Below are 6,994 nucleotides of genomic sequence, written 5' to 3'. Positions count from 1 at the left end.
AGCTTGACAGCGCCGATGGTACTGCAACCGAAGGGTTGTGGGAGAGTAGGACACCGCCGAACTTACGTGGGGAAGGGCCCGGCCCGGTTGAGAACCTTGGTTCTCCCGGCCGGGCCCTTCTTTATGCCCAAGTCACGGTCGGGTCCGCAGCCACACGAGTCGACCCTTCAAGCACGCGAGTTGGCGTTCTGATCACGTGTCGACTCCCGGATCACGCGTGTTGACCTTCTGACCAAAGTGTCTACTTCCGGATCGCGTGTGCCGGCACTCGAATCACGCGAGTCGTCTCCGCGATCACGGGCGCCGGCTCGCTGGGGCACGTGTCGGCTCCGTGAGCCAGCGAACCGACCGTCCAGGTACGCGAGCGACTGTCTGGGTACGCGAGCCGAACCTTCGGGTGTGTGAGTCGGGCGGCTGGGTACGTCAGCAGGCCGGCCAACTTGGCGAGTTCCGGCCTCCATCATGCGAGGCACGCGCAGAATCACGCGAGTCGCGGCCCAGATCGCGCCAGACCCGGCCGGAATCACGCGAGTTCCGGCTCTGGTCACGCGAAACCCGCGTCCCGGCACAGGAGTGATGCCCGCCTGATCACGAGTGATGCCCCGCGGATCACGCGAGATGCCCCCCCCAGACACGGTGATACCCCGGGAGCGGGGCGCGATGATTCACCTGTCACGTTGGCGAGGCTCTCCCGCTCAGCCGACCGTGCCAGGGCATGAAAAAGGGCCGGGAGCAAAGCTCCCGGCCCCATCTCAAAGGCCAGACCGAACTACTTCACAGCCGAGCCGGCTTGCCAGTCGGCCCAGGACTTGGACCAGTCGCCGTACAGGTCCCAGACTGGGAGCTGCGGGCCGCCCGAGTTGGTTACCTCCACCACGTCGCCCAGGCCCAGGTTCTGGAAGAACCACTGGGCGTTGGCGGCGTTCAGGTTGATGCAACCGTGGGAGACGTTCGAGCTTCCCTGCTGGCCCACGCTGTTCGGGTTCTCGTGGACGAACTCGCCGTCGTTCGAGATCCGCTGCGAGAACTTCTCGTCGGAGCGGTACGCCTTCGGGTCGGGCGGGCAGACGCCGTACGTGCACGAGTCCATCGTGTAGTTGGCCTGCTTGTCCGAAATGACGTGCGCGCCCAGATGCGTCGGTGTGGCGTCCTTGCCCATCGAGATCGGCATGGACTTCACCATCGAGCCGTTGTGGAAGATCTGCATCTGCTCGGTGTTCCCGTCCGCCTTCGCGATCCAAGAATCGTGCACCTTGTACGTCTCCGTGCGGTCCTCCGCGCCGAAGACGCCGTTGCCGAAATCGACGCCGTAGATCTTCGCCGTGACCTTCAGCGTGGTGCCGGCCTTCCAGTACTCCTTCGGCCGGTAGTGGACGTTCGAGTCGTCGATCCAGTACCAGCTGCCCTCCTGCTTCGGCGACGACTCCACCGTGAGGGCCTTCTCGACGTCCGCCTTGTTCTTGACGGCGATTTTGCCGAAGCTGAAGACGATCGGCTGGCCCACGCCGACACCCGAGCTCGCCACCGCGGACGGCGCCGGGATCAGGTTGGCGTTCGCCTGCTTCTTCGGGGCGACCGTGCTGATCTGGTTGTCCTGCTCGATCGGCTTCCCGTCGGTGCCCTGGGCGTGCGCGACGATCTTGTACGTCGCGCCGTAGCCGAGCGGCTCGCTCGAGGTCCAGCTGAGGGAGTCCGTCGCCAGCTTGCCGGCCACCGTCTTCCCCTTCGCCGTGTTGGTCACGGTGACGTCGATGAGCTTCCCGTTGGCCGCCTTGACGACGACGGGGGTCGCGGGGTTGACGTTGGCGCCGCCCGCCGGCTCGAACGTCACCGCCACCGGGTTCGCGGACGGCGCCTCGGATCCGGACGCGGGCGCCCCGCTGGCGGGCGAACCACCGTCGTCACCGGACGAGCAGGCGGAAAGCAGCAGTGCTCCGGCGAGAATCCCGGCCACCGAAAGTAAAGTCTTCTTGGGGAGCATATTGTCTCTTTTTGAGGAATTGGGATCGGCGGGCATTACCATCAAAACTACGCGATAGCGATGACGTCCTTCCGACCGGATCGGTGCATCGTCGTGACGTGGATCACGTGACGACCAGACCAGGGGCGCCGTAAAGCCCCGCACCGGACACCGAAATCCCGTCGAGGAACTCCCGTGCCGCGTCGTACGCCTCGGCCGCCAGCGCGTCCGTGTGGCCGAAGTCCAGCGGGTTCACCCGAACCGGTGCCGGCCCCGGCAGGTAGACCACCGGCACCTGGGCCGCCGCGAGCGGCGCTTCCAGCACGGCCTGGTTCCGCATGCTGATCATCGCGGTGAACATCATCACCTCGGCGAACGTCCGCGGCTCGGCCGGCAGCTTCCCGGGGAACGCGCAGTCGAACACCACCAGCGACTTCGCTCCCATCGCCAGCGCCTGCCGCATCGGCACGTTCGCGACGAGCCCGCCGTCGTACAGCAGCCGTCCTTCGTAGGAGACCGGCGGGAAGATGCCCGGGATCGCGCAGCTGGCCAGCAGCGGCTCCAGCAGCGGCCCGGACCGGATCAGCAGCGGCTCGGCCGTGTCGACCAGCGTCGTGACGACGCCGAGCGGCAGCGCCAGGTCCTCGAACCGTCGATCGGTGCCGACGTGCTCGTTGACGATCTTCGTGAGACCGCTGTTGGGGAACAAGTGCGTCTTGCTCTGCGTCAGCGTCCGGACCCGGCTCAGCACGCCGCCGGGGAAGGCCTCGTCGCGCGTCATGTGCGCCCAGATGCCGCGCAATCGCTCGATCGGGTCGTCGTGGGTCAGGGCCAGCACCGCCGCGTTGAGCGAGCCGACCGACGTGCCGACCGCGAGGTCCGGGGTGATCCCGGCTTCGGCGACCGCGCGCAGCATGCCGACCTGCATGGCGCCGAGACTGCCGCCACCGCCGAGGACGAAGCCGACCGGCCGGGGAAGATCCGCGAAACTCATACCGCCGAATGTAGTAAGCCCGACTTTCGCAGGTCGTGCGGGCCGTGAAGGCGACGTTAACCTGCTGGACGTGGCCGAGCTGGAACTGCGCCATCTCAGGGCCGTCCGCGCCGTCGCCGACGGCGGCAGCGTGAGCCGTGCCGCGACCGTGCTGGGCGTCAGCCAGCCCGCCCTCACCGCGCAGCTCAAGCGCATCGAACGCATCCTCGGCGGCGACCTGTTCGTCCGCGAGCCGAGCGGGGTGCGCCCCACCGAGCTCGGCCGGTTCGTGCTCGCCCGCGCCGACGCGCTGCTGTCCGACATGCAGGCTCTCGTCGCCACCGCGCGGAGCCACGGTGAAGGCGTCGCGGAGACGCTCAAGATCGGGTACGTGCCGCTGCTCATCATCGGCCGGTTCATCGAGGAGCTGGGGAAGACGCTCGACGTCCAGACCTACGCCGAACCGGCCTCGCTGACCCTCCTGAAGCTGCTCTCGACCGCCCGGGTGGACGTCGCGCTGCTCGAACGGTTCGACGGGGCCGAGGCGCACCACTACTCCGGGCTGACCGTGCGGACCCTGGCGACCGAGCCGATCTTCGCCGGGATCGCGCAGGGGCACCCGGCCATCCGCGGTGGCGTCGTCGACCTCGCCGATCTGGCGGACGTCGACTGGATCCTGCCGCCGCCGCACGAGAACTGCGTGCGCGTGCGGTTCCTGCAGGCCTGCGCGGCCGCCGGGTTCACCCCGCGGGTGCGGCACTTCACGTCCGAGGCGGGCACCGCCGGCACGCTGATCGCGCAGGGCGCGGTGTGTCTCGCGCAGGCCGCGTCGGCGCCGCCGCCGGGGCTGGTCGCGCTGCCGCTCGCCGGGGACCCGCTCTGGACGACGCTGCTGTTCGCGACGCGGGAGGACGACGCCCGCACGCCGGCGACCGACGAGGTGTTCCGCTGCGCGGAGGTCGCGTACGAGGCGTCGAAGCACCGGAACCCGCACTTCGCGCGGTGGTGCCGGCAGCATCCGGAGGAACCGGGCGAACGGCTCGTCTCCGCCCGATAGGTGGCATAACGCCGGTGTTATCCCCGCTGGGATTACTGCCCGGCGCGGCAACGGGCGACGCTCACCGGGTCCCCACCTGTTGCCGACAAGGAGCAACGAATGCACCTCAGACGATCACTGGCGATCGGCGTGCTGTGCGTGGCGCTGGCCGGTCTGTTCGCCCCACCCGTGACGGCCGCGCCGCGGGCCGCCACCACGCTGGCCATCAGCCAGCTCGTCCAGGAGCAGAACCAGTGGTGCTGGGCCGCGAGCGGCCTGACCATCGCGCGGTTCCTCGGCTACGGCTCGAACGTCAGCCAGAACACGTTCTGCGATTACTCCCGCGGCTACCCGGCCGGTTCGCAGTGCCCCAACCAGGCCGGTGAGCTGACGTACGTGCAGCGCGGCTACCAGGCGCTCGGGCTGCGGCCCGGCACGGTGACCAGCGCGCTGAGCTTCGCTTCCGTGCAAAGCGAAATCGGGGCGCGGCGCCCGATCGAGACCGGCATCTACTGGACCGCCGGCGGCGGCCACGCTCAGGTCATCTACGGCTACGACACCAGCGGGCTCGTCTACTACGGCGACCCGTGGCCGAGCAGCCAGCGCTACAGCGCGATGGCGCATTCGAGCTACGTCCGCAACGGGCAGTTCCAGTGGGCTCAGTCCCTCTACCGGATCGGGGCGTGACGTGAACCTCTTCCGCGGACTTGTCACCCTCCTCGCCGGCTCCGCGCTGGTGCTCGGTTTCGGTGGTACGGCTTCGGCTTCGGAGCCCTCGAACACGGACGTCGCGGCGGCCAAGCAGGCGCTCGCCTCGGCGGACACGACGGCGAAGCTGTCGTCGTTCTTCGGCCGGCTCGACCAGCGGTCCGGTGTCGCGCGGGCCGACTCGGCGCAGGCGCCGAAGGTCACCGGTGAGCCGTTGCGCGTCTACTCCCTCGACCCGGCGTTCGTCGCCGGGACGCCGGACGCGACACCGGCGACGTTCGCCTACTTCGCCGTGCGGACGCAGGCGTCGACGGGCCGCCAGGCGACGGTCTGGCTGACGCCGGAACCCGCCGGCTGGGCCGCGACCAACTTCACCACCGGGACCGAGGAGCTGACGTACCCGGCGCAGGCCCACGGTGATCTCGTGTTCACCGAGCCGCAGGTCAACGCGTGGTACCGGATCCGCGAGGGCCGGGTGCTCCCGCTCAACGACCCGGCGCGGTCGCGCGTCGGCGACGGTCTCGCGCTGCCGGCGTACCAGCAGCTGGTGCACCGGCTCTACGGCGACAAGCTGCCCGGTTCGGCGTACCGCGCGCAGGGCAAGCTCGGCGGGTACGACCTCGCCGCTCCCGCGCCGGCAGCTTCCGGGCCGGGTACCGGCTCCTGGCCGTTCGTCGCCGGTGGGGCGCTGCTGGCGCTCGGCTTGATCGGCTGGGCCACCGGCAAGGTGACGCGCGCCCGTCGCTGACGCCGGGAGGGTGCGGCCCGGCGTCTCGGGCCGCACCCTCAGGGGACGCGCTCGGGCTCGCGGGCGGCGGCTGCGAGGGTCTTGCGTTTCTTCAAGCGCAGCAAGAAGAACACCGCGACCGCCACCAGTACGCCGACCACGATCAAGCCGCCCGTGTTCAACGCGCCTTCGATGCGCTTCGCGGCTTCGCCCAGGGCCGCGCCGATGCTGATGTGGACCAGGGACCAGCAGAACGCGCCCGCCGCGGCCGCCGGGAGGAACCGGCGGAACGGCAGGCCCGACGTCCCGGCCGCGGCCGGGGTCAGCGTGCGGATCACCGGCAGGAACCGGGCGAAGAACACCGCCCACGCGCCGCGGCGTTCCAGGACCGACGTGGCCTTGTCCCAGGCTTCGAGGCCGTACTTGCGGATCAGTTTCGTCTCACGCAGCCGCGGCCCGAAGCGGCGGCCGATGACGTAGCCGAGGGCGTCGCCCGCGGTCGCGCAGAGCGTGACGACCGTCCACAGGGCCAGGAACCGCGCGACGGTGTTCGCGGTCGTCGCGGCGATGAGCAGCCCGGATTCGCCCGGGGCCAGGAAACCCAGCCCGATCGTGCACTCGGCGAACACCAGGCCGCCGGTCGCCGCGACCAGCCCCGGTTCCGGGAGTCCTTGCAGCCAGCTCAAGAGATCCGAAACCAGGGCCATGCGCGCCACTTTACCGATCCTTTAAGGTCGGTGGTGTGGCGTCGATCACCGGGCCAGCAGCGACGCGGCTTCCTGCGCGGCGGGGCCTTCGACGGCGAGGTGCTGCAGGTTCTCCGGCAGGACCTCGCCGCGGTGGGCCTTGGTCTGGGCGTAAAGCCGTCCCGCGCGGTACGACGACCGCACCAGCGGACCCGCCATCACACCGGCGAAGCCCATGGCTTCGGCGGCCTGGGAGTGCTCCACGAACTCCTCCGGCTTCACCCAGCGATCGACCGGGTGGTGCCGCGGGGAAGGCCGCAGGTACTGCGTGATCGTCAGGATCTCGCACCCCGCGTCCACCAGGTCCCGCATCGCCGGGGCGACCTCGTCGGGCGTCTCGCCCATGCCCAGGATCAGGTTCGACTTCGTCACCAGGCCCGCTTCACGCGCCTTCGTGATGACTTCGAGGGACCGCGCGTAGCGGAAACCGGGACGGATGCGCTTGAAGATCCGCGGGACCGTTTCCACGTTGTGCGCCAGTACTTCCGGCCGCGAACCGAAGACCTCGGCCAGCTGCTCGGGGTCGGCGTTGAAGTCCGGGATCAGCAGCTCGACGCCGGTGCCGGGGTTCAGGTCGTGGATCTGACGGACCGTCTCCGCGTACAACCACGCGCCGCCGTCGGGAAGGTCGTCGCGGGCGACGCCGGTGACCGTCGAGTACCGCAGTCCCATGGCCTGTACGGACTCCGCGACCTTCCGCGGCTCCGTCCGGTCCAGTTCGGCGGGTTTACCCGTGTCGATCTGGCAGAAGTCACACCGCCGGGTGCATTGATCGCCGCCGATGAGGAAGGTGGCTTCGCGGTCTTCCCAGCACTCGTAGATGTTGGGACAGCCCGCTTCTTCG

The 6,994-nt window shown here is 69.5% G+C and carries 7 protein-coding genes; 3 read left to right on the top strand and 4 right to left on the bottom strand.

Going from position 1 to position 6,994, the window contains the following annotated elements:
• Window positions 1-769: 769 nt before the first annotated feature.
• Window positions 770-1,981 carry an Ig-like domain-containing protein gene (locus ACGFMK_RS48555; protein ID WP_392778748.1) on the bottom strand — a complete coding sequence of 404 codons (1,212 nt, stop codon included), beginning with the start codon at window positions 1,979-1,981 and terminating at the stop codon, window positions 770-772.
• A 103-nt stretch (window positions 1,982-2,084) separates the two neighbouring features.
• Entirely contained in the window at window positions 2,085-2,954 is an 870-nt protein-coding gene (locus ACGFMK_RS48550; protein ID WP_392778745.1) for a patatin-like phospholipase family protein, read from the bottom strand.
• 70 nt (window positions 2,955-3,024) lie between these two features.
• On the opposite strand from ACGFMK_RS48550, the gene ACGFMK_RS48545 reads away from it, so the two are divergent.
• The 3 genes from ACGFMK_RS48545 to ACGFMK_RS48535 all read left to right on the top strand — a co-directional run bounded on the left by ACGFMK_RS48545 (window position 3,025) and on the right by ACGFMK_RS48535 (window position 5,425).
• On the top strand, window positions 3,025-3,990 hold the full coding sequence (locus tag ACGFMK_RS48545; RefSeq protein WP_392778742.1) for a LysR family transcriptional regulator: 966 nt from the start codon (window positions 3,025-3,027) through the stop codon (window positions 3,988-3,990).
• A gap of 99 nt (window positions 3,991-4,089) precedes the next feature.
• Window positions 4,090-4,656, top strand: a complete 567-nt coding sequence (locus ACGFMK_RS48540) for a papain-like cysteine protease family protein (protein ID WP_392778739.1) — start codon at window positions 4,090-4,092, stop codon at window positions 4,654-4,656.
• 1 nt (window position 4,657) lies between these two features.
• Window positions 4,658-5,425 (top strand): hypothetical protein, encoded by a 768-nt coding sequence (locus ACGFMK_RS48535; protein ID WP_392778737.1) that lies wholly within the window; start codon window positions 4,658-4,660, stop codon window positions 5,423-5,425.
• A 38-nt stretch (window positions 5,426-5,463) separates the two neighbouring features.
• Here ACGFMK_RS48535 and ACGFMK_RS48530 read toward each other — a convergent pair whose 3' ends face one another.
• On the bottom strand, window positions 5,464-6,111 hold the full coding sequence (locus ACGFMK_RS48530) for a DedA family protein (RefSeq protein ID WP_392778735.1): 648 nt from the start codon (window positions 6,109-6,111) through the stop codon (window positions 5,464-5,466).
• A 45-nt stretch (window positions 6,112-6,156) separates the two neighbouring features.
• Window positions 6,157-6,994, bottom strand: an 838-nt coding sequence (locus ACGFMK_RS48525) for a lipoyl synthase (protein WP_392778732.1), incomplete at its 5' end; no start/stop codon positions are given.

The sequence above is a fragment of the Amycolatopsis sp. NPDC049252 genome (assembly GCF_043197175.1).
Classification (GTDB): domain Bacteria; phylum Actinomycetota; class Actinomycetes; order Mycobacteriales; family Pseudonocardiaceae; genus Amycolatopsis.
Note: the sequence above shows the minus strand (reverse complement) of the source record. Positions and strands in the feature narration are given on the sequence as shown.

Coding starts and splice junctions, on each gene's coding strand:
- ACGFMK_RS48540 (WP_392778739.1), top strand. CDS start 4,090: ATGCACCTCAGACGATCACTGGCGATCGGCGTGCTGTGCGTGGCGCTG.
- ACGFMK_RS48555 (WP_392778748.1), bottom strand. CDS start 1,981: ATGCTCCCCAAGAAGACTTTACTTTCGGTGGCCGGGATTCTCGCCGGA.
- ACGFMK_RS48550 (WP_392778745.1), bottom strand. CDS start 2,954: ATGAGTTTCGCGGATCTTCCCCGGCCGGTCGGCTTCGTCCTCGGCGGT.
- ACGFMK_RS48530 (WP_392778735.1), bottom strand. CDS start 6,111: ATGGCCCTGGTTTCGGATCTCTTGAGCTGGCTGCAAGGACTCCCGGAA.